At 50.8% G+C, this 20,713-nt stretch carries 20 protein-coding genes; 9 read left to right on the top strand and 11 right to left on the bottom strand.

Annotation, left to right across the window (positions count from 1 at the left end):
- Positions 1-265: 265 nt before the first annotated feature.
- Positions 266-859 (bottom strand): Fe-S biogenesis protein NfuA, encoded by a 594-nt coding sequence (gene nfuA / locus KDX31_07425; protein ID UTW04821.1) that lies wholly within the window; start codon positions 857-859, stop codon positions 266-268.
- Between the two features lie 199 nt (positions 860-1,058).
- Here nfuA and KDX31_07420 point away from each other — a divergent pair, with 199 nt between their 5' ends.
- Together KDX31_07420 and KDX31_07415 are read left to right on the top strand one after the other, a co-directional pair.
- Complete coding sequence (locus tag KDX31_07420; protein UTW04820.1) at positions 1,059-2,387, top strand: MATE family efflux transporter; 1,329 nt, start codon at positions 1,059-1,061, stop codon at positions 2,385-2,387.
- 78 nt (positions 2,388-2,465) lie between these two features.
- Positions 2,466-3,635 carry a cation:proton antiporter gene (locus KDX31_07415; GenBank protein UTW04819.1) on the top strand — a complete coding sequence of 390 codons (1,170 nt, stop codon included), beginning with the start codon at positions 2,466-2,468 and terminating at the stop codon, positions 3,633-3,635.
- 135 nt (positions 3,636-3,770) lie between these two features.
- Here the strand turns inward: KDX31_07415 and KDX31_07410 are convergent, their stop codons facing one another.
- Complete coding sequence (locus KDX31_07410; protein ID UTW04818.1) at positions 3,771-4,754, bottom strand: glycosyl transferase family protein; 984 nt, start codon at positions 4,752-4,754, stop codon at positions 3,771-3,773.
- A gap of 219 nt (positions 4,755-4,973) precedes the next feature.
- On the opposite strand from KDX31_07410, the gene rlmD reads away from it, so the two are divergent.
- On the top strand, positions 4,974-6,368 hold the full coding sequence (gene rlmD, locus KDX31_07405) for a 23S rRNA (uracil(1939)-C(5))-methyltransferase RlmD (GenBank protein UTW04817.1): 1,395 nt from the start codon (positions 4,974-4,976) through the stop codon (positions 6,366-6,368).
- A gap of 1 nt (position 6,369) precedes the next feature.
- Positions 6,370-7,008, top strand: a complete 639-nt coding sequence (locus tag KDX31_07400) for an RluA family pseudouridine synthase (protein ID UTW04816.1) — start codon at positions 6,370-6,372, stop codon at positions 7,006-7,008.
- An 18-nt stretch (positions 7,009-7,026) separates the two neighbouring features.
- Here KDX31_07400 and KDX31_07395 read toward each other — a convergent pair whose 3' ends face one another.
- The 3 genes from KDX31_07395 to KDX31_07385 all read right to left on the bottom strand — a co-directional run bounded on the left by KDX31_07395 (position 7,027) and on the right by KDX31_07385 (position 10,402).
- A complete protein-coding gene (locus KDX31_07395; GenBank protein ID UTW04815.1) occupies positions 7,027-7,980 on the bottom strand; it encodes a 2-hydroxyacid dehydrogenase in 954 nt (317 codons plus the stop codon).
- Positions 7,981-8,119: 139 nt separating this feature from the next.
- Positions 8,120-9,508: an outer membrane protein assembly factor BamC gene (gene bamC / locus KDX31_07390; protein UTW04814.1), complete on the bottom strand. Its 1,389-nt coding sequence runs from the start codon at positions 9,506-9,508 to the stop codon at positions 8,120-8,122.
- A gap of 18 nt (positions 9,509-9,526) precedes the next feature.
- Positions 9,527-10,402 carry a 4-hydroxy-tetrahydrodipicolinate synthase gene (locus tag KDX31_07385; GenBank protein ID UTW04813.1) on the bottom strand — a complete coding sequence of 292 codons (876 nt, stop codon included), beginning with the start codon at positions 10,400-10,402 and terminating at the stop codon, positions 9,527-9,529.
- Positions 10,403-10,627: 225 nt separating this feature from the next.
- On the opposite strand from KDX31_07385, the gene KDX31_07380 reads away from it, so the two are divergent.
- Entirely contained in the window at positions 10,628-11,095 is a 468-nt protein-coding gene (locus tag KDX31_07380) for a peroxiredoxin (GenBank protein UTW04812.1), read from the top strand.
- 62 nt (positions 11,096-11,157) lie between these two features.
- Here KDX31_07380 and KDX31_07375 read toward each other — a convergent pair whose 3' ends face one another.
- Complete coding sequence (locus KDX31_07375) at positions 11,158-12,243, bottom strand: AI-2E family transporter (protein UTW04811.1); 1,086 nt, start codon at positions 12,241-12,243, stop codon at positions 11,158-11,160.
- Positions 12,244-12,257: 14 nt separating this feature from the next.
- Positions 12,258-12,494 carry a sulfurtransferase TusA family protein gene (locus KDX31_07370; protein ID UTW04810.1) on the bottom strand — a complete coding sequence of 79 codons (237 nt, stop codon included), beginning with the start codon at positions 12,492-12,494 and terminating at the stop codon, positions 12,258-12,260.
- A 121-nt stretch (positions 12,495-12,615) separates the two neighbouring features.
- Here KDX31_07370 and KDX31_07365 point away from each other — a divergent pair, with 121 nt between their 5' ends.
- Positions 12,616-14,046: a M48 family metallopeptidase gene (locus KDX31_07365; GenBank protein ID UTW04809.1), complete on the top strand. Its 1,431-nt coding sequence runs from the start codon at positions 12,616-12,618 to the stop codon at positions 14,044-14,046.
- Positions 14,047-14,132: 86 nt separating this feature from the next.
- Positions 14,133-14,738, top strand: coding sequence for a CBS domain-containing protein (locus KDX31_07360; GenBank protein ID UTW04808.1), 606 nt, complete (start codon positions 14,133-14,135; stop codon positions 14,736-14,738).
- A 152-nt stretch (positions 14,739-14,890) separates the two neighbouring features.
- On the opposite strand, the gene KDX31_07355 is transcribed toward KDX31_07360, so the two are convergent.
- A complete protein-coding gene (locus tag KDX31_07355; GenBank protein UTW04807.1) occupies positions 14,891-16,522 on the bottom strand; it encodes an acyl-CoA synthetase in 1,632 nt (543 codons plus the stop codon).
- Between the two features lie 223 nt (positions 16,523-16,745).
- On the opposite strand from KDX31_07355, the gene KDX31_07350 reads away from it, so the two are divergent.
- Positions 16,746-18,260, top strand: coding sequence for a PAS domain S-box protein (locus KDX31_07350; protein UTW04806.1), 1,515 nt, complete (start codon positions 16,746-16,748; stop codon positions 18,258-18,260).
- Between the two features lie 11 nt (positions 18,261-18,271).
- A complete protein-coding gene (locus KDX31_07345) occupies positions 18,272-18,880 on the top strand; it encodes a response regulator transcription factor (protein ID UTW04805.1) in 609 nt (202 codons plus the stop codon).
- Between the two features lie 245 nt (positions 18,881-19,125).
- Here KDX31_07345 and KDX31_07340 read toward each other — a convergent pair whose 3' ends face one another.
- The 3 genes from KDX31_07340 to KDX31_07330 form a co-directional block, all read right to left on the bottom strand.
- Positions 19,126-19,605, bottom strand: coding sequence for a GNAT family N-acetyltransferase (locus KDX31_07340; GenBank protein ID UTW04804.1), 480 nt, complete (start codon positions 19,603-19,605; stop codon positions 19,126-19,128).
- A 125-nt stretch (positions 19,606-19,730) separates the two neighbouring features.
- Entirely contained in the window at positions 19,731-20,165 is a 435-nt protein-coding gene (locus KDX31_07335) for a hypothetical protein (GenBank protein UTW04803.1), read from the bottom strand.
- A gap of 94 nt (positions 20,166-20,259) precedes the next feature.
- Positions 20,260-20,667, bottom strand: coding sequence for a DUF2007 domain-containing protein (locus KDX31_07330; GenBank protein ID UTW04802.1), 408 nt, complete (start codon positions 20,665-20,667; stop codon positions 20,260-20,262).
- Between the last annotated feature and the right edge of the window lie 46 nt (positions 20,668-20,713).

Genomic DNA, 20,713 nt, shown 5'->3' with positions numbered 1-20,713 from the left:
GGACCTTACTCCTTTTTCGAAAGAAACTGCGGGAGAGACAGCAGTTACGGGCTGTATAACATATCGTTCTTAATGATTAATGGGGTTTAGACGGCAAAAAACAACCATGCCCCAGTAAAACTTACATAAAAAAGCAATAATCATTGTTAGCGTTATATCAGTTCATCCTGAGGCTAACAACGTACCAAAATGGTGGGCTGTCTGGCGGGTATCAGTTTTACAATCAAAAAAGCCCGGACAGGCCGGGCTTCGGGGCAGATCAGCCTTACTTGTAGTAAGCGTTGTCGGTTACTGTGTGGTCGGTTACATCGCGAACACCTGCCAGTCCCTGTATACGCTCAACCAGTGTTTTTTCAACACCATCCTTAAGCGTCATATCAACGGCGCTGCACCCCTGGCAACCACCGCCAAACTGCAGAATAGCAATATGACCCGCCTCCTCTTCAACCAGCTCAATCAGCTTTACTTCACCGCCATGAGAAGAGAGTCCCGGGTTTATATCAGCGTATAGAATATAGTTTATCTGCTCTTCCATCGGGCTGTCGTCAGAGACTTTAGGCACTTTAGCATTCGGTGCCTTGATCGTCAGTTGACCGCCCATTCTGTCAGTTGCAAAATCAACGGTTGCTTCTTCAAGGTATGGCAGACTGTTTTTTTCAAAATAAAACGTCACCTTCTCCTTCTTCATCACAACGTCATCTTCGACCACTTCATCAGGACGGCAGTAAGCCAGACAGGTTTCAGCGTACGGCGTTCCCGGCTGGGTGACGAACATCCGCACAGCAATACCTTCAACATTCTGTTTCTCAAGCAGCTCAGCAAGGTAGATTTCAGCTGACTCGGTGACTGTAATATTCATTAAAATTCCTGTTAAATCACTGTCTCAATATGACTGAAAGGATACACGTTTTCTAAACCTGAGTAAATTGCTCAGTTATTATCCAGAACATCGCCTATTCAATTCTGTTAAACTGCCCCGTTTTACACCTTTGTGGCAGTCCGCACAACATTATGATGGGCATTTTGCAGCCCATTTCGACAACAGGGAATCGGGATTTTTGAATCGCCTGCAACGCATTAAAACCATTCTCGTCCTGGGGCTGCCAATTATTGGCGGCATGCTGTCACAAAGCATTCTCAATCTGGTAGACGCCGCGATGGTGGGCCGCCTGGGTGAAACTGCGCTGGCGGGCGTGGGTATCGGGGGATATACCAACTTCGTTGCAGTCAGCCTGATACTGGGCCTCTCATCCGGTGTTCAGGCACTTGTTGCCCGCCGCCGTGGACAACAACTCGACTCAGAAACAGCTGCGCCACTGAGCTGGGGAGTCGTTGTCGCATTTTGCGCCGCTATACCACTAAGCATCCTGTTTTATATCAACTCAGAGTGGTTAATGACGCTACTGAGTGATGACATTCAGGCCCAGACCATTGCTGATAACTACTTCAGCTACCGTGTTCTCGCACTTCTGGCGGTCGGACTGAATCTCAGTTTTCGCGGCTACTGGAACGGCACCAACAGACCGATCGTTTATCTGCGCATCCTGTTGATGGTGCAAGTTCTCAACGTGCTGATCAGCTACATTCTTATCTTTGGTCATTTTGGTATTCCGGCCATGGGTGCTCCCGGGGCTGGCCTGGGAACAACCATTTCACTCTACCTGGGCTCGGCTATGTTCGCGCTGGTAACACTGCCATCTGCGGCCAGAAACGGCTTATTCAGCTTCAAGCACACCACACTTAACGAGCTAAGATCGCTACTGCGCCTGGCCATTCCTCACTCCATACAGCAATTTTTCTTTGCCGTTTCAATTATGGTTCTGTTCTGGATTATCGGACTACTGGGAACCGCCGAACAGGCAATCGGACATGTGCTGATAAATCTGGCACTGCTCCTGATTCTGCCGGCCGTCGGCTTGGGTGTAGCCTCCACCACGCTGGTCAGTCATGCGCTGGGGCAACACAACCCCGCACTGGCCAGCCGCTGGGGATGGGATGTGATTATCACGGCGGTTGTCATCATTTTCCTGTTCAGCCTGCCAATGTGGCTATACCCGGATCAGCTGCTGAGTCTGTTTCTGGCTACCGATAAAGCCATTAATCAAGCACATACCCCGCTGATGCTCACGGCACTGGCCATCTGTCTGGATGCCGCCGCCATTGTCTTAACACAGGCACTGCTGGGGGCGGGTGCAAACCGGTCTGTCCTACTCATCAGTACTGCAGGGCAATGGTTTTTTTATCTGCCTCTGGCCTGGCTGATCGGTCCATGGCTGGGTTACGGGCTCATCGGGATCTGGCTGTTACAGGTTTTTCACCGGGCAAGCTCTTCGCTGATTTTTATTTATATCTGGAAGCAGCGTAACTGGGTTCATATCCACATATAGATTGGTTAGACTGAAGGGGTAATCCGAATCAGCTCAACCGATCAATCCAGCCTTAATGTACAGGATGTTTTCTTATTTATGATGCAACAAAGTCTGGTGTTCTCTTTCTTTCTTATCTTTACCGGGGCAGCTGTACTCGCCTCGATTGCACTCTATACACGTCAGCCACTCCTTGTTGCATATATTGTGCTGGGTGCAGCACTGGGTCCCTACGGTTATAGCTTTATCCAGGATACCGCGCTGCTTTCAGATATATCCCATATAGGCATCATCTTCCTGCTGTTCCTGCTGGGACTCGATATGCAGCCCAGCCATCTTGTCCATATGCTAAAAAAAGCCACACTGGTGGCAATTTTCAGCGCCATCATCTTTATGGCTATCGGCTATGTGGTGGGCATCGCGTTTGGCTTTACCCGCACAGAAGCGATTATTATCGGTGTCGCACTGATGTTTTCCAGTACCATTATCGGTATAAAACTGCTGCCAACTACAGTACTGCACCACAAACATACCGGGGAACTTGTAGTGGGCTTATTGCTACTGCAGGACGTCATTGCGATTCTGGTACTGCTGTTTCTCAATAGCGGAGACGACGGTACCGATCAGCTCACAACCTTCCTTAAAACAGCTATCGCTTTACCCCTGATTATCGGCGCCGCACTGCTGTTTGTCCGCTATATACTACTGCCACTGATTCAGAAATTTGACCGTTTCCATGAGTATATCTTTCTGGTCGCTATTGGCTGGTGTCTCGGCCTTGCTGAACTGGCCCATACGGCGGGACTGTCGGCAGAGATCGGTGCCTTTATCGCGGGAGTCAGCCTTGCAACCAGCCCAATTTCTCAGTATATCGCCACCAGTTTACGGCCGTTACGTGACTTTTTCCTGATTCTGTTTTTCTTTTCTATTGGCGCCAGCTTTAATCTGGGACTTCTGGGACAGATCATTATCCCGGCAATGATACTGGCGGCCCTGGTTCTGATAATTAAACCTGTCGTGTTTCGCTTTCTGTTACAGAGTATCAGTGAAAGCAACAGGCTCGCCTGGGAAGTGGGTTTCCGGCTGGGCCAGATAAGTGAATTCTCACTGCTGATCGCCTACATGGCAACCAGCGCCGCAATGATAGGCCAGGAAGCCTCCCACGTTATTCAGGCAACAGCCATTCTGACTTTCCTGCTATCTACATACGTAGTGATATTCAACTTCCCAAGCCCGATTGCTGTATCGGATAAGCTCAGAAGAGATTGAAGCAGCAGAGCAGCCACCAGTCGCAACTTCGCTGCTTGCCAGAACGAAGTCTGCGACCCTGCTGGCGGCTCTGCCGAGTTTAACCGCTAGCAAGCCACCCAGTGACGTCTAGCCAGAAAAGCATGCTTCCCGATCTCAGAATCGTCCCTTATTCCGCCCTTGCCACATCTGCTCTGCCAGTTCGAAGCATCCGCCATCATCATCGGCTTTGTTCAGTAGCTTGAGTATCAGTGCCAGAGTTGAGATGACCGCACCTTCACCGTATTCATGAGCTGTTTCACCGCGCCATAGCCCTAACAGATCATCCGGATTAAGATTTTGCTTAACCAGGCGGCGTGGGTAGTAGCGCGGCCACTGAGAGGTGCTGTACTCACTGCTGCGAGTCCACTGCAAATCACACTCAGCATCCGGTTTCACCTCAGCTTCACCGCCATCGCCTTTAATTGTCAGGCCATTCTCAACCCCCAGCAGCTGGGATGTTTTCTGATGCATCGGGCCGTAAGCCGGGTGAAAAACACCATCAACTGTGTGCTGCGCGTGCAGGGGATTGATCAGCCGGCAAAGCGTGTGTACCGGCGACCTGAGTCCAAGCACCGGACGCAGGTTGATGATTCGACCCATCTCCGGGCTGAGCGTATTGATCGACATAAAGGCAAACTGCGAGGCCTCCAGCGACTCAGCGACCTCACTCCAGTTGTTGCAGGCAGTGATACCAAACAGTGTCAGACAGTCTTCGGTATAGATCCGTTCCGGTGTATGCCCCCGGGCACCATGCATAAATACCCGGATACCGTTTTCAGCCAGTATCAACGCAACCAGAATAAACCACGGCAACTGACGTTTCTTGCCTGCATAAGTCGACCAGTCCAGATCCACTTTCAACTGTTGCGGAGCTGCACAACGCCCCCTCACAGCCTCGATAAACCCGGCCAGCTCTTCAGGAGACTCCTCTTTCACCCGCAACAGCATGAGAAACGCACCCAACTGCTCTGGCTCTACCTGACCGTCTAAAATCATCTCCATCGCCTCGCGAGCCTCAGCCTGACTCAGTGAGCGGGAGCCCTGCTTTCCTTTTCCCAGAATTCGCACAAAGGGGGCAAACGGATGTTCCTGTGACATAAACCTGCTCTGCTCAATTGATAGTAGTTAGCACAATTTTATACCCGGACAGGCAGCCGTATGAAGCGTTAACCGCTTTAAAAAATGATATTATGACCATAAGTTTTAATAAAAATAACTTTCGTCCGGGGGAAGCCCTGTCGCCTCGGCGCTTTCGGCCGACTTTAATGCTTTAATCTCTCTTCACTGGTAGAATCCGCGCTTCGTCAGGAGAAGCACATGAAACAGAACCGTTCCCATACCCCAAACCAGCCCCCGGCCCGTAAGTCCGCTCACCCTTTACCGACTGAGCCGGTAGAGCTGAGTATCGAATCCCTCAGCTATGATGGCCGCGGTGTTGGGCGCTATCAGGGTAAAGCAGCGTTTATCGACAATGCACTCCCTGGCGAACAGGTTCTGGCACGACTGAGCGAAGAGAAAGCCCGCTTTTATCTGGGATACACCGAAACAGTTGTTGCCGCCTCAAGCCACCGGATTGATCCGGCCTGCCCACATTATCAACAGTGCGGCGGTTGTGACCTGCAACACCTGGATAACGATGCCCAGATCGAATTGAAACAGACTCAGGTACTGGAACAATTGCAGCGCATCGGCCATACCCAGCCAGAGAAGATCAGCACTGCGCTGACTGCAACCAACTGGAATTATCGTCGCAGCGCCCGCATCGGTATCAATCAGCTATTTGATGGCGAACCCATTGTCGGTTTTCGCCGGCGTGGCAGCCACCTGCTCTGCCAGATTGACAGCTGCGCAGTGCTCGATTCACGGGTAGCCGATATATTCAGCCGGGTCAGAGAGGCACTCAGAGACACGGGTGATATTAAGTATATTACTCAGCTGGATGTCGATCTGGGCGATCAGGGTGGCTATCTGTCACTAAGATTAAAAAAACAACTCAGCGATGAACATCGGGATGTTTTCACCGCGCTGGCCACACATTACGGGCTGAGTTTACAGCTGCAGGTGATCGGATCGGATTCAGACCCGGACATTGACAGCTTAACCAGCTACACGCTGAATCAGCTGGAACTTAAGTTTCGTCCCGGTGATTTCATTCAGGTAAATGCCGAAATCAATCAGCAGATGCTGCACAAAGCCTGCCAGTTGCTGGAGCTGAAGCCGGAAGACCAGGTACTCGATCTGTTTTGTGGCCTGGGCAACTTTTCACTTCCGGTGGCGCGCACCGGCGCATCGGTAACGGGTGTCGAGGGAAGCCTCTCGATGGTAGAGCAAGCCGAACGCAACGCGCTACACAATCAACTGCAGAACTGCCGCTTCTTCTGCGCCAACCTGGCAGATAATCTGAAGGGTTTACAGTGGTTCAGACAGAGCTACAACAAAATCATTCTCGACCCACCGCGCACCGGTGCCGCCACACTGATACCACAGATCTGTAGCCTCAGGCCGGAGCTGATTCTCTACATCTCCTGCAATCCGGGTGCTCTCGCGCGGGACAGCCGGCTACTCGGCGAAGAAGGCTATCATCTCAGGGAATTTCTGGTAATGGATATGTTCCCACAAACCCACCACATCGAGTCGATGGCACTGTTTGTCCGCGGGAAAAAGAAAGCCCGGAAAAAGAAACTGTTTGCCGGCAAGGGTATCAGCCGCTGAGATGAACGCCGGAACTGAAGCGAGTAACATCCTCTTTGCTGATGATGAGATCGTAGTTGTTAATAAGGCAGCTGACCTGCTATCGGTCCCCGGTCGTGGTGAGGCAAAGCAGGACTGCCTCTGGCGCAGAGTTCAGCAGCACTTCCCAACAGCCAGAATTGTCCACCGGCTCGATTATGCGACTTCAGGGGTTATGGTGTTAGCCCTGAACGCGCAAAGTCATCGCAACCTCAGCATCCAGTTTCAGGATCGCAAAACCGCTAAATCCTATCAGGCAGTTATTGCCGGCAACCTGCAGCAGCAATCAGGCAGTGTCAACCAGCCACTACGGTGTGACTGGGATAACCGCCCGCTGCAGATAATCGATCATCAGCAGGGCAAGGCGGCGCTGACCCATTGGCGGGTAATTGAACGGCTAGACGATGCCAGCCGGGTCGAACTGACTCCGGTTACCGGTCGCTCACATCAACTACGGGTTCATATGCAGTTTCTCGGCCACCCGATTCTGGGTGACCGCTTCTATGCTTCAGCCCCCCAGATCGCACGCTCTGAACGCTTACTGCTGCATGCACAGACTCTCAGTTTCAGCCACCCGGTCAGTGGCGAGACGGTCAAGTTCACCTCACCGGTTCCCTTTTAATGGCGCTAACGGGCCGGTCTAATTTACCATCCGGATCTTTTCTCCGGCTTTCAGCCCGGCAATGGTTTCAACCACCTGATCAACAATTCGCTGACGCGCCTGAATACTTCCCCAGGCGCAGTGCGGGGTAATAATCAGATTCGGGATATCATCCGCCAGTAGCGGATTACCATTCACAGGTGGTTCTTCGCTCAATACATCGGTGGCCGCCCCGGCAAGCTTGCCGCGGCGCAATGCATCCGCCAGATCCCTTTCATTAACAATTCCACCACGGGACGCGTTAATCAGAAAGGCACCGGTTTTCATTTTCTCGATGGCATTCGCATCGATCAGATCACGGGTCTGCTCGTTCAGCGGACAGTGCAAACTCAACACATCAACCTGCGGCAACAGTTCCTCCATCGACAACCGACCACCGACCGTATCGCCTCCGGCACGTTGCGCGACAACAACATTCATACCGAAAGCACCCGCCAGCTGCGCCACCCCGGATCCCAGATTGCCATAGCCAACAATGCCCAGTGTCTTGCCGCTGAGCTCCTGAATCGGATAATCAAGCAGGCAAAACTGTTCAGCACGGGCCCAGCGACCGTTGCGAGCCGCTTCGTTGTAAGCAATCAGATTAGTGTGCAACGCCAGCATCAGCGCCATAACATGCTGAGAAACCGACTCCGTACCATAGGCCTGGCAGTTCGACACCGTAATTCCCAACTCTGAGGCCGCCTGCAGGTCGACATTATTGGTGCCGGTCGCGGCAATACAGACATGTTTCAGCTGAGTGGTCGCAGAAAGCATCTCTCTATCCAGAACCACCTTATTGGTAATCACTACATCAGCACCGGCGATCCGCTTGACTACCTGTTGAGAAGCAGTCGCCGGATATGCCTGAAAACTACTGAACTGAGCTTCCAGTGCCGTCAGATTCAGATCATCACAATCAAGGCTGTGCAGATCAAGAAATACTGCTTTCATTGCTATTCACCCTTATTTTTCAGATATAAAAGCTTTCAACTAAAAGCTTATATTAAATCTCTTAAAAAAAAAGGGACCTGCTCTTCAGAAGGTCCCTTGTATTTTCGCTCTGAAAACCGGGCTCTGCCCGGTTCTGAAATCAGATCTGTTCTTTGATCTCCCAGAGGATCTCATCTGCAATCACCGCTGGCGCAGAATAACCATCCGGAGTCTTAACGGTCAGGAACACACCGTCAGAGGTACGATTCATATGCAGCTGATATTGGCCAACATGTTCATACTTTCCTGACTTGTCATTATAGACGCCATCCTGATTATCACCGAAGATATAGATCACTTCTCCGCCCAACCAGACCTTGAATCCCTTGCGGTTGGCATCATCAGTTTCATCATCAATAGTGTACTGCTGATCGCCATCGACAGCTTCAGCCCCCTCTACAGAGTACTGCTTGGAACTGTACGAAGGCTCATCAGGATCCTCACTACCACCAAAGCCTAGCACCTCGCCGACACGACCGGAATCGAAAGTAATCGCCTTACGGTCAGAGTGAAGCCACTCAAAGAAGCCCATCTTTTCAGTCTCGTCAAACGGCGTTGAGGTGGTGTAGGTCATATAGATAACACCGGTTTGCTGATCCCGGGTACCAACATCCAGCGCCGTTTTATCGATCGCGCTGTTGATCTGATTCCAGGCCTGATCAACCGGCACGGTAATCTTCAGCGCCGGGAAACCTTTGGAGTCGCGGCCCATCTGTGGCTGATCACTACGCTGACGCTGCATCTCCAGCAGACTGAGACTGGTAGCGGTATTATTGGTCGATTTGCTCAGGTAACGCAGCATTTCGAACATCATATCACTTTTATAACCAACATCCGCGGCATCAGTTGACCAGTTAACCGGCTGGTTCTTCTGTTCCTGAGGAACCCGTATATGCTGCATCGAGATAGTAGTACGGTCAAAATTATCAGCCACCGGACGCACCGATACCCGCAGTTTATCACTGACCGGACCCTCAATATCCTGGAATGTCAGATGCTTGATCATACTGTCGACGAAGCTTAACTCTTCACCTTCTGTATCGACCCAGTCTGTCTCCATCACACCCTGTTGAGGTGCAGACTTTGCCAGAGCAACATTGTTAAAACGCCAGAAGTCCTGCAATTGCACCCAGACATCGCCAACAGGCTCGTCGACAATCAGAACTTTTTCATCACCCTGACGTTTCAGGTTAACGGTGCTGCTACCGGCATCGGCATAGAAAAACTCAGGACGAGGCACAATAAACTCAGCGGTTCTCTCCGAAGCGGTCTGACCCGCACTCGGAATTTCCAGTATATCCTGCATCGCTTTAGAGCGGGACTGCATCGCCGGTGGCAGTTCCAGCCGTTTGGTTGCCTTAGCCTCTTCATAGTTCTGGCTACGATCGTTGATAAGTCCATTCTCGCCGTAAATCGGGTTTGAGTATGAACCACATCCGGCAACACTCAATACAGCTGCCGCCAGAGGCAACAAGGCAATTATTCTCATTATGCTCGTCCGTTAGTTTCAGATAATTTCGCAGGTTTTCAGGGCGTCACGCACCTGAGTGTGATACTGCTCAGACAGAACGGTCAGCGGTAACCGAATACCCTGCCCCATCAGCCCCATCTCAGCGACAGCCCATTTAACCGGAATCGGGTTGGACTCAACAAACATCGCTTTATGCAAAGGCATCAGCGAAGCCTGAATCGCACGGGCAGCTTCAGTCTCACCGGCAATAGCCAGGCGGCAAAGCTCACCCATCTGCGCCGGAGCAACATTTGCAGTCACAGATATATTTCCATCGCCCCCCAGCAACATCAGCTCAACCGCGGTTTCATCATCACCAGAGTAGATCGCGAACTCTTTTGGAGCAGCCTCGATTAACGCTTTGGCACGCTCAAGATTCCCCGTCGCTTCCTTGATTCCGATGATATTTGATACCTCAGCCAGGCGCAGAACGGTTTCCGGTAGCATATCGCAGGCCGTACGTCCGGGAACGTTATAAAGTATCTGTGGGATATCAACGGCTTCAGCGATGGCTTTAAAGTGCTGATACAAACCTTCCTGGGTTGGTTTATTGTAATAGGGAGTCACCAGCAGGCAGGCATCCGCACCAACACCCTTCGCCGCTTCAGTCAGCTCAATCGCTTCCCGGGTTGAGTTAGCACCGGTGCCGGCGATAACCGGGATTGCTCCCCCAACACGCTCGACGACCCGTTTGATTACCTGACAATGCTCATCACAACTCAGCGTTGCTGATTCGCCGCTGGTACCGACTGCGACTATGGAATCGGTACCCTTTTCCAGATGAAAATCTACCAGTTTATCCAGTGCATCCCAATCGACATCACCGTTAGTATTCATCGGGGTAACAAGAGCAACAATGCTGCCAGTAATCATCATGGTCTCCATCAAGAGGTATACAGAATGGTCTATGGTACTTGCCTGCGATATGCGGCTCAACCCATTTAAGCTCAATACGTTAGCGTAATCTGAATATTCAAAAAACGATGTTTTAAGAGGCTGCCAAAACTGTGTAATCTGTTATCGTATAAAAAGCGTATCATTCTAACTGATCTCGGTCAGATAAGCGTAGTTTTTAAGTCAGATTTTTAAGGAATAAGTATGAGCCAGCCAACGATTGATCAACCAGTAACCGACTTCACCGCAGCAGCCACCAGTAATACCACTGTGACGTTGTCAGAACTGAAAGGTTCCAACGTGGTCATCTACTTCTATCCAAAGGACAGCACGCCTGGCTGCACCACAGAAGGTCAGGACTTTCGCGATATGTACGCCCAGTTCCAGGCGGCCAACACACAGGTGTTCGGCGTTTCCCGCGACGGCATGCGCGCCCATGAAAATTTCAAAGCCAAACAGTCATTCCCGTTTGAACTGATCAGTGATCCCGATGAAGCACTGTGTAAACTGTTTGATGTGATCCAACTTAAAAAACTGTATGGCAAGGAGCATATGGGTATCGAGCGCAGCACCTTCCTTATTGATGCCCAGGGTGTACTGCGAAAGGAGTGGCGTAAAGTCAAAGTAAAAGAGCATGTCGCAGAGGTATTAGCCGCAGCCCAGACGCTCTGATCAGGAGTTAAATACCTGAATCTCAGAAAGAAAAAGCCGGCTGATGCCGGCTTTTCCTGTAATCAACCCTGCCCTGTACCGCCGCTATCCTGAATAAACGAGTGGCTTTTAGGCCAGGCGTTAAGTATGGCCTTGATGAGGGTGGCCAGTGGTATTGCAAAAAATACCCCCCAGAATCCCCAGATACTGCCAAACACCAAGACCGCAATAATAATTGAGACCGGGTGGAGGTTAACCGCTTCAGAAAACAGCAGTGGCACCAGTACGTTGCCATCCAGCGCCTGAATAATGCCGTAGGCCAGCATCAGGTACCAGAACTCATTGGTCCAGCCCCACTGAAAAAAGCCTATCAGCGCCACAGGCAAAGTCACCAGTGCCGCCCCGATGTAGGGGATCAGCACTGATAAACCGACCATGATTCCCAGCAGCGCTGCATAGTCGATCCCGAGAAGGGCAAAAGCAATATAGGTCACCGAACCGACGATAAAGATCTCAATCACTTTACCCCGTACATAGTTGGCAATCTGCTGATCCATTTCGGTCCACACCTGAGTCAGCATCTCCCGCTTCTGTGGCAGAAATGAAACCCACCAGCGCACCAGACTGCTGCCATCCTTAAGAAAGAAAAAGATCAGAATAGGTACCAGAACCACATAGATAAGCAGCGCAACCAGCCCGGTGATGGAGTTCAGGGAGTAGGTCACCACCATCTGCCCCACTTTTCTCAACTCGGTGGTCGCCAGATCAATGATCTGGGTAATCTGCTGCTCTGAAAAGATATCCGGATACTGCTGTGGCAGCAATAACAGGACTTTCTTGGCCTGACTCACCATCCCCGGCAACTCGTTAAACAGATTAACCGACTGCTTCCAGGCCAGCGGGATAATAAACAGAAGCAGAGACAGCAACACACTGATAAACAGAGTAAAAACCAGCATTACCGATGCCAGATGGGGAACATTGTGCTCTTTTAACCAGACGATCATTCCCTGCATCAGGAACGCCAGGATGATACTGGTAAACACCGGGGTCAACGCCTGACCCAGATAAAGAATAACCCCCAATGCACCTGCCAGCAGCACCAACAAAAGCATTACCTCCTCGTTTGAGAAGTAATTGTCGATCCATTTGCTGAAAATTTTTCTCACGCTCTGCTCCCTGTTTAGCCGCGCTGGATAATATAGGTATACTGACCATCAGCGCTGAACGATTCCAGCATCTGATGGTCAGACTGATCAACAAAAGCCTTGAAATCCCGCTGCGATCCGGCATCGGTCGCGACCACTTTAAGGACTTTACCCGGTTCCAGCTTATGTAACGCCTGCTTCGCTTTCAACAGCGGCAGCGGGCAATTCAGGCCGCGGGCATCGAGTTGTTCATCCCAGTGGGTCTCAGTCATGGAATTATTCCTGATACAGATAAGAGGTCTGCAATATATACCAAAAACCGGGTTATTATAATCCACAATTACGCTTAACTGTTTTTGTTACAGTGGTAATCTAAGTATAAGGATCAACGATTTGCGAACCGGACTTTCATGTTATCTGCTGGCAGGGATCCTGGCACTCAACCCAGTCACACCTGCTCAGGCCGACGACCTGCCCCTTATCGCCAGCAGCTCCGGCACCATCTCCCTCGAGCAGGAGTTCCAGCTGGGCCGTACCTGGGCACGACTGCTGCGTGGCCAGGCGCCTGAATATGGCGACCCGCTCATCGTCAACTATATTGATGGCCTGCTATGGCAGATTGCAGCCAGCAGTCAGTTGCAGGATCACCGCCTCGAACTGATTGTCCTCGACAACCCGGCGCTTAACGCTTTTGCGGTCCCCGGGGGCGTCGTCGGCATCAATGCCGGCCTGCTTCTCGGAGCCAAAGACGAGGCGGAGCTGGCTTCCGTAATCGCCCATGAGCTGGCGCACCTGTCTCAGCGCCACTATGCTCAGCAACTCGAGGAAAGCCGCCGCAACACACCACTGATGCTGGCCGGCATTCTCGCCAGTATTCTGGTCGCCTCCGCAGACGCTCAGGCGGGTATGGCTGGTATCACCTCATCAATGGCTGCCGGCCAGCAGGCCGGGATAAATTTCACCCGTAGGAATGAGCAGGAAGCAGACCGTATCGGCATGCTAAATCTGGTTAACTCAGGCTTTGATCCCTACGCAATGTCACGGATGTTCTCCCGTATCCAGCGTTCAGGGCGCTTCATAGGCCAGAAACCTCCGGAGTTTCTGCTTACCCACCCGGTCACAGAATCGCGGATTGCCGATGCTGAAAACCGTGCCAGCCAGTTACCAAAACCGGCGTTCAAACCCCAGCGATACAATTTTCAGCTGATCAGAAAGCGGATCGAAGTGCACTATACCAGCGACCTCAGACAGCTAATCAAAACCTATCAGGAAAGTGCCGAGAGTAACCCTATGAGCCGATATGGTCTGGCTCTGGCGCTGATGCAGAACAGAGATTTCCAACAGGCAACCCAGACCCTGAACGGTCTGCCGGATAACCTCCGTCAACACCTGTATGTCCGTCTCAGTTATGCCGAACTGGAGCTGGCTGCCGCTGAGCCGGAGAAGGCCCTGCAACGACTGGAGTTACTCAACAAACTCTATCCGGACAGTTACCCGGTTCGCCAACTGTACGCCAAAGCACTCAGAGCGAATAACCAGTTTAAAAAATCAGCCCGGATTCTCACCGAGCTGAGCCAGCAACATCCGTCAAACAGCTACATCTGGTATCAGTTGGCTGAGACTCAGGGACTGGCCGGCAATACTCTGGGCGTTCACGAAGCCCGCATCGAATACTTCCTGCTCATCGGTGCAACCGATAAAGCGCTGCGGCAGATAGACTTCGCATTGCGTGAAAAAGGCCTCACCAGCAGCGATATCGCTCAACTTGAAGAGCGCAAAAGAGAAGCGGAAGCGATAAGGGATCAGATCAAAAACTCACTGTAAACGGGCATTAGCTGATCTGAAACGGAGCCAAGCCCGTAACATCGTCCGGTGACATACACTTTATAAGTTGTCTGCGGAGGTAGCCAGTGTTCTCAATATATAGCTCCAACGGGCGGACATTTCACGACACACTCGAAGTCCTGTACAAAGCCCGATCCGCCGTGATTAACGACAGTGCCAGCCAGCAATCAACCACGCGGAGCCCGGCCACTGACAAAATTAACCAGAACGCACTTGATGCCTATCGCGAGCTGATCCATGCTCAGCCAAAAGATGAACTTCATCACCTTTACGAGGTGATGAGCCGGGCGTTCACCAACCTGCCAGCGGATATCTCAGCCTACAGCGCCCTTTTAAAAATACAGCAAAGTCCCTTTAATGAACTTCCGGTAGTTAATACACATAACTGCATTATTGGGATGATATCCTACGCCTCCGTGTTCGCTCAGTTAACGCAAACCGGTGAAGAGCTGGGCTTCCTGAAAATAACCACAGCACAGCAATATCTTGCAGGCGATGTTATCACTGCCGAACCGGTTACCAGTATTCGTCGGGCAGCCCAGGTGATGCATCATTACAACCTTGAAACACTGCCCGTGGTCGATAATTATGGAGCTACCGTAGGCATTGTCACCTGCAAAAGTATCGTGTCAGCAGTCTCGAATGACCCACCTCTGAGTATCTGGAGCTGAGTGCCAGATATGAATAGTCTCGGTAAAAAAAGAGATCCGAAGATCTCTTTTAAAATTAGCTATTGCTAAGCTATGCGCTGCCAACAACAGTGAGACTTACCCTCTGGCCTCTGACAAGATTCAGTGCTCGAATAGCAGCGACTAATCAGACATTATTTATCGTTAGCTTTATCCCGCAGCACAAACTTCTGAATTTTACCGGTAGAGGTTTTCGGTAACGGACCAAACACAACCTTTTTGGGCGCTTTAAAGTTCGCCATATTTTCGCGACAGAAGTCAATAATCTCCTGCTCGGTGACCTCGGCGCCCTCTTTCAGGCTGACAAAGGCACAGGGCACCTCGCCCCACTTTTCATCATCACGGGCAACAACCGCCGCTTCCATTACGCTGCTGTTGCGATACAGCACATCTTCCACTTCGATAGAGGAGATATTCTCGCCACCGGAAATGATGATGTCCTTAGAACGGTCCTTGATCTCGATATAGCCATCCGGGTGCCACACCGCCAGATCACCGGAATGGAACCAGCCACCGGAAAAGCTTTCTTCCGTGGTCGTTGGGTTTTTCAGATAGCCCTTCATCACCAGATTACCGCGCATAAAAATCTCCCCCATGGTCAGGCCATCCTGAGGCACGGGTTCCATAGTCACCGGATCGGCAACCATCAGACCATCCAGCATCGGCGCCCTTACCCCCTGACGGGATTTAAGCCTGGCGATCTCATCATCGGTGCGATCATTCCACTCCTGATGCCACTCACACACCACCGAAGGACCATAAGTCTCGGTCAGTCCATACACATGGGTGACCGTGAAGCCCATCTTCTCCATCCCCTGAATCACCGCAGCCGGAGGAGCGGCCCCCGCCGTCATCACTTTGACCGCGTGACCGATACCCGATTTCATCTCATCCGGGGCGTTATTCAACATATTCAGTACAATCGGTGCGCCGCAGAAATGATTCACTTTCTCCTGCTTAATAGCAGCATAAATATCATCAGCCCGCACATGCCGCAGACAGACGCTCACTCCAGCGGATGCCGCAAGGCTCCAGGGGAAGCACCAGCCATTACAGTGAAACATCGGCAGGGTCCAGAGATAGACCGGGTGATGCCCCATATCCCAGCAGACAATATTACTCATCGCATTCAGATAGGCGCCGCGATGGTGATAGACAACCCCTTTCGGATTACCAGTGGTACCGGAGGTATAATTCAGACTGATCGCGTTCCACTCATCATCCGGCATCTGCCAGTCAGACTCAGGATCACCTGTACCAATAAAGGCTTCATAATCACAACTGCCGATCAGGCTGCCTCCTTCGTAATAGGGATCATCGATATCGATCACCAACGGCTTGTGAGGAATCATTTTCAGCGCCTTTGCAATCACGTCGGAGAATTCCCGATCGACCATCACCACTTTCGCTTCACCGTGCTGCAGAATAAAGGCGATCGCTTCAGCGTCTAAGCGGACATTCAATGCATTCAGGACTGCACCACACATCGGCACCCCAAAATGGGCTTCAAACAGTTCTGGCAGGTTGGGTGCCATCACCGCCACCGTATCACCCTCGCCTATCCCTTTCTGGCTCAGCGCACTGGCTAGCTGACGACAGCGGTTATAGGTCTCTGACCAGGTTCGGCGGGTTTGCTGGTGAACCACCGCAAGATGGTTTGGATACACCCAGGCAGAGCGTTCAATGAAACTCAATGGACTCATCGCTGAGAAATTCGCGCTGTTTTTATCCAGCCCGAACTGATAGGGATTCGCGTGTTCTGACATAATAGTTAGCCCTGAAGCATACCGCGTCCGGGTTCTTCCAGCAGGCGCAGTAATATTATTTTATAAACCTATATTAAATACTCACAGACTAGGGTTTACCCTGATTGCATCGGTTATAATACGTAATTACCCTGACTAAACAAGCTAGTCTTAAGTCGAAAGCAGCGCAAGACTCAGCACCGGATAATATTTTTAGGGGTTTTTCCCTGATCAGCGAGCAATAATGAGTATAGAACAAGAACTGAAAGCGATCAGCGAAATGGATGAGGGAGAACGCTCCCGCTTTCTGGTTGAACAGTCCACCGATATGATCTCCCGCCACACGCCGACACCTGAATGGACGTTTCTCGATGTCAGCCCGGCGGTTGAACGGATGCTTGGCTATACCGTTGAAGAGATGATCGGCACCGCGGGCTATGATCTGTTTCACCCGGAAGATGCCGACAACCTTATCAAGCGCTCAGATTCGGTACGTTACCGTAAAGGAATGTACACCAATGTTTTTCGCTATAAGCATAAAAACGGCCACTATATCTGGCTGGAAACCACCAGCCGCACCCTGCGGGATTCAGACGGCAAACCGATTGAAGTGGTGTGTGTTTCCCGCGATGTGACCGAACAGACACTGGCCCAGCAGGCAACCCGCCGACTGGCACGGGTGGTAGAAGCATCGTCCGATATGATCATGTTCTGCAACCATAAGACCATGCAGCTGACCTATATGAATGAGGCGACCTATATCACCCTCGGTACCGAGAAAGAAAACCCGATGGTGTTCTATCTGGAGCAGATGTTTGAACCGAGGATATTTGCCACCCTGGTACAGGATGCGCTTAGTCATGCGGCGGCTCATGGCACCTGGTATGGCAGTATCAAGATGCAGCTGCCCTCAGGGCGGGACCGTACCGCTGAGATCCGTGAAGTTATCGCCCACCGCAACCTTAACGATGATATGCAGGTGGAGTACTACTCAATCATTGGCCGGGATATTACCCTGCGCCGTAAAGCCGAAGAGGAGATGAAGCGTAACCAGTTGGAGATGGCTCACATCGCCCGCCTGCTTTCCGTCGGTGAGATGGCCTCAGGACTGGCCCATGAGATCAATCAGCCGCTGGCCGCCATTCTCAATTACTGCCGTGGATCAATGCGGCGTATTGAAGAGGGTCGCATCACCACCGTCGAAGAGATCGGTAAATCGATGGAACTGATCACCCGGCAGGCCAAACGCGCCGCCGAGATCGTCAAGCGGATGCGCAGCTTCGTCAAAAAAACTGAATACCAGCGAATGGAGTTCTCCCTTAATGAAAGCTGTCAGGAGATCGCCGAATTTCTCAAACAGGAAGCGCTGGATCACAACACAACATTTCAGTTTGAACTGGAACATGGTGACCTGCCGATCCTGGCGGATAAAATTCAGATCGAACAGGTGCTGGTCAATCTGATCCGCAATGCAATCGAAGCTTATAACGACTGTGAAAAAAGTCATCGTCCCGTTATCATAAGCACCCGGAGAGCTAAAGATTATGTCTACATATCCGTTTCGGACCATGCTAATGGCATCAGCACCGAGATTTTAAGTAAGTTGTTTGAACCGTTCTTTACCTCAAAATCGACCGGTCTGGGTATGGGCCTGTCGATATCCCGCACGATTATTGAGGCCCACGGAGGACAGTTGTGGGCGGAAAGCGACGGTAAATCAGGCACTCAGTTTTATATTAAAATTCCAGCGAAAGGCTAGGACCTACAAACATGACCAGATACAGCGGCACTGTTTTTATTGTTGATGACGACGATGACTTTCGCGACTCCATGCAGTGGCTATTAGAAAGTGACGACCTTCCGGTCCAGAGCTTTTCCTCCGCCCGGGACTTTCTCAGCAACTATAAAGGCGATAAGGGCTGTATGCTGCTGGATGTGCGTATGCCAGAAATTAACGGTCTCGCACTACAGCAAATAATGCTGGAACGGGATATCCGTCTGCCGATCGTGGTGCTCAGCGGTCATGGTGATATTCCCATGGCGGTGACCGCAATGAAAAACGGTGCCATCGACTTTCTCGAAAAACCATTCGACGATGAAGTACTGATCCCGCTGGTGCAGAATGCACTGATTAAGGCGGATGAGATGTTTGCCGACCGCCAGCAACAGGAGCAGGTTCGCAAGCAGTACGAAACCCTGAGTCGGCGCGAGCGTGAGGTAATGTCACTGGTCGTCAGTGGCAAAGCCAACCGGGAGATCGCCGAAGAGCTGGGTATCAGTCCGAAAACCGTTGAAGTGCATCGCTCCCGGGTGATGAGCAAAATGCGCGCAGAGAGTCTGCCAGAACTGGTGAATCAGGCATCACAGCTGGAAGGCTGAGCGTTTTCGTCGGCTAGAAAACCAACGAGATAAACTGCAACGGCGTTAAAAGATCTGTTGCTGTGAAGCATCCCGAAGCCCTGGTCTCAAGTCAGATGATCTCTGGCGCTTTTCAAAGACTCTTCGATGCTGCGCTGCTCTTTAAATCCCTTTTTTCATTACGAGGACGCCTAACGCCGGCACAGCGGCGAGCGTTAGCAAGTCCAGGTCCAAAGGGCCGATGCTGCTGCAACTTGTTAGTAGTTTTATAACCCAAAACTCATGTACTGAACATCAAATGGAAGATGTGGGAAGGTCTTTATTTCCCCTTCTATAAACCCTAGTCTCAGATACCAGCTCTTAAGCCTTATATGCTCAGCAATAATACCGATGCTTACTATTTGAATATTCTTCGTTTCTGCATAGCTAAATACATGCCTTACCAGCTCTTCTCCTACTCCATTGAACCGATATTGAGGAAGCACGGAAAGACGATTCAAGTAGGTAACACCAGGCTTAGGGTTTTCAAAAGCTACACACCCAATACCAGCACCTCCACTTTTGTATATAAAATACTCTTCACCACGATCAAAATCAGCCAAGACCCAGTCTTTATTACAAAATGAGGGATGCTTTGGGTTGTTATCAATATTGAGGCCAAACTCTTTCGCAACATCCTTATTTGATTCGCTGATTATCCTTGAAAGAGCTTCAGCATCATTGATCGAAGATTTGACTATGCTCATGTGTTTCCTTTCACACTCATTGCTTGATATGAACTACTAACGCCTAATTTAGGGGCCGGAGCTGCGTAGCAGTGGAGGTCCCAGTGAGCAAAGCGCTCGGTTTTGAACCGCCTTGTTATAATTTTTTATTCTCGGGCTGCTTCAATGAGGTAAAAATTATCTATCGAGTACACGACTTCGGTGGAATCTTTAATACCATATTTAGATTTAGTATCTTTTATTAACTTATTGATAGCAGTCTCAATCGCTTTCTTTAAGTTACTGAGAGCTGCGGGTTCTATTGGCGGAGTATCAAGGATATTTTGAATCGCTAAGCCTTGCCACTCAACACTTAGCCTTGAGATCAATGCGTGGTATTCATCAGACTCATAAGGAGATTTTTCATAGGGTTCTCTGACGAATTGAACTGATACCGCCAGGTTAAAGAACCCTTGATCATTGATAACGATCGGGGCTACTACACCACCATCACTGCTGAAGCTTTCGTAGCTACTAAATCCAGCGAAACCAGGGGTTGACGCAAATAAAACCGTAGCTAACAGTATTACTCTGAAATTCATTTCTCGATACCTCCATGTAAAGTTATAACGGCTCGGCTCAGGCATCCCCCAAAAGCAGCCGCGCCGCATTTGAGGGGGCGCCTGGTGCCGATAGTTATGTTTGACTGAATTGCCCGCATGACTTGCACCTTATTCCGTGTCGGCAAAAGAACAGAGGAAAACCCAGCAACAGAAAGACAACGAATGCGGGCCTTTTACCTTTAGTAAATGGCTCAACGTCTGCACTACCGCATTTGGGGCACACAACCTCGTCTTTTCCAAATTCTTCGTCCAAAAGATCGGAATAGTCTTGCGCCAAAATAGCCTTGGCTTGATTGGCGAAACGGAGTGGCACCTGTACTTTTACCCCGCCGATCGCATTCGAATAAAGCCACTGCATATTCACCGTATATTCGTCCGCAACAAATACCGGAATACCACTGGCCTCCAACCTGGCCCTTGCCATATGCGCCTCATACGGGAACGAATATGAGGCAACCGTTACTAGTTTCGCATCATTCATGGTTCTGAACATAACGCAGCCAACACAAGGCCGAGCGTCAGCGAGG

The organism is Amphritea atlantica (genome assembly GCA_024397875.1).
GTDB lineage: Bacteria > Pseudomonadota > Gammaproteobacteria > Pseudomonadales > Balneatricaceae > Amphritea > Amphritea atlantica_B.
Note: the sequence above shows the minus strand (reverse complement) of the source record. Positions and strands in the feature narration are given on the sequence as shown.